The 2245-nt window shown below is 73.3% G+C and carries 2 protein-coding genes; one reads left to right on the forward strand and one right to left on the reverse strand.

The features are described from left to right. The first annotated feature begins 595 nt into the window (after nt 1-595). On the forward strand, nt 596-1021 hold the full coding sequence (locus ACSNOD_RS30565; RefSeq protein WP_436770333.1) for a contact-dependent growth inhibition system immunity protein: 426 nt from the start codon (nt 596-598) through the stop codon (nt 1019-1021). Nucleotides 1022-1240: 219 nt separating this feature from the next. Here ACSNOD_RS30565 and ACSNOD_RS30570 read toward each other — a convergent pair. Continuing rightward, nucleotides 1241-2245: streptophobe family protein (locus tag ACSNOD_RS30570; protein ID WP_436770334.1), on the reverse strand; the 1005-nt coding region annotated here is incomplete at its 5' end.

A 2245-nucleotide genomic window follows, 5' to 3' on the forward strand; every position in this document is an offset into this window, starting at 1 on the left:
TCTTCGGCTCCCCCTGGGAGCATGTGCGCCGCGCTGCGGGGGCACCCCGCCACGTCCCCTCGGCTCTCGTCAGCGGCGCGCCCGCGGTGGGGGTAGAAAACCATCGGTGGTTGCGGCCGGCCGTCGGTCTCCCGCCTGTCTTCTTTCTCCGGCGAAGCCGGAGCCGCCCTACGGACAGCAGATCGCGGATCAGGGACCGGCCAGGCAGTCAGGGAGCGCGAGACCCCCACTCCGCTTTGTGCGCCCCAACCGGCCGGAGGGGACGTAGCGGGGTGCCCCCGCAGCGCGGCGCACGAGAAAAACCCCCACCCCCGCCCCGAAGGGGCGGGAAAGCTTGTGACGCTCACACCACAGGCAACGTGACCCCGGACGTCGCGCAAACCCGCCCGGAGGGCACCCCGTACCCCGGTGCGGCACCAACCCCCGCACCCCACGGGCGCAAAAACACCACCCCACCCCTCCGGGGCGGGAGAAAGGGGTCGCGCCGAGGGCCGGGGCAAAGACCCCCGCGCCTTCGGCGCGGGGAGATGGCGTTCGCGCCGAAGGCCGAGGAAAAGCCTCAGGGATTTCCTGCCTGTTCCGGCGACAATGAACCATGGACCATCTACCGCACCTCAACCGCACGCTCGACGCGCTGGACCCACCTCGCTGGGCGCCTCCTGCCTCTGACGCGACCCACTTGGTCCGCAAGGTGCATGAGTTGCGGGGCGTTCCGCTGGGCGAGCTATGTCCGGCGGATCTACGCACCCTCGTCTCTCAGCAGGTGGCGCTGCCGTACGTTCTTCCGCTCGCGGTGCGCTTGCTGCTCGATGAGCCGATGCTTGACGCCTACTTCTACGAGGGTGACCTGTTGCTTGCCGCTGTGAACGTTCCGACGTCGGCCTGGGCCCTGTTCCCGGACCTCGCGATGCGGTTGCGCACCGTGGTCATGACCCTGCCGGAGGCAGCGACGGCCAGCCTCCCCCGCGGCGCCACCGAGGAGCTCGCCCGTTTCGTCGCCCGGACGGAATCGCTTCGCTGACCAGATGAAGGAACCCGCAGTGAGCTCTGGGGTGCTCGTTCCAGTCGGCGAGCCAGGCCCGGATGCCGCGTTCGAGGGCTTGGCGGCTGGCGCGGCTGTGCCCGGATCAGCCCGACGAGGAGCGGGGAAGCCGGCCCCCGGCCGGAGGCGGGGGAAAAGCCCGGGGCGCTCGCGTCGACGACGGTCACGTCACGGACGCCCCACAACGTGGACGTCGCGCTAACCACCCCGGAGGGAACATCGCTCAAAGCCGCGCCGGCGCAGACGCGTTGGAAGCCAGCCCAGGAGACCCGCGAGCAACCCCCACACCACGCCGACGCCGATCAGCCGCGGCAGCTGCGCCCAGAGGGCCACATCGCCGCCCAGGCCCGTGACGTCGCCCAGCCCGAGCACGTTCAGGCCGTAGCGCGCGGACACCCGGGTGAGCACGCCGATGAGCAGCAGCATGAGCGCCGTCGCCACGCCCAGCCGGATCGCGATCCACCACGGCTTCGTGCCCGCCGGGGAGCGCACGGCCGTCAGGTAGCCCGCCGCCAGCAGGGCGAGCGCGGCGAGCAGCGCCAGCAGCCAAGCGCGGCCGTCCTGCTCCGAGAGGGAGGCCAGATTCACCGTGGCGTCCGCGCCCTCGGGATCGCGCAGCACCGCGGCCAGCGCCTTCGGCATCGGCAGCCCGATCGACTCGGGGGCGTGCCCCTTCCACGCGCCGCCCAGGCCGATGCCCAGGGCCGGCCAGGCCAGGTTCGGCAGCCCCAGCAGGAGCACGGCGAAGGTCTCCGCCGGGCGGCCGCGCGTGGCCGCCACCACCAGCCCGATCACCGCGCCGACCGCCACGTACGCGAGCACCACCGCCACCATCGCGGACGCCGCCGGGCGCACCACGTCGTGGAGGCGCAGCAGCCGCGACGGCAGGGGCGCCGTGCGGCAGGCGGCGAAGGCCACGGCCAGCACCACCAGCAGCCACAGCAGCCCGAAGCCGAGGGTGGGGGCGAGGACCGCGCGGAAGCCGACCGTGGGCGTCGCGCCGAGGAACGCGCCGATGTCGTCGGCGAACGAGTCCCCGAGGCTGACCCGGAACGTGTGGCGCGCGGCGAGCGACACCAGCAGCAGGGCGATCAGCCAGAGGGCGGCCGTACGGGCGATCCGGGCGAGGATCTCCCGCCCGCCGGCGACGGCGCGGTGGCGCAGCGGCCGCAGGAACACGGCGGCGAGGGCGAGGGCGCCGGC

It is taken from the genome of Streptomyces sp. URMC 123 (genome assembly GCF_051386515.1).
Classification (GTDB): Bacteria; Actinomycetota; Actinomycetes; order Streptomycetales; family Streptomycetaceae; genus Streptomyces.

Excerpts from the sequence above, each read along its gene's own strand:
- ACSNOD_RS30565 (WP_436770333.1), top strand. The coding sequence starts at position 596 with ATGGACCATCTACCGCACCTCAACCGCACGCTCGACGCGCTGGACCCA.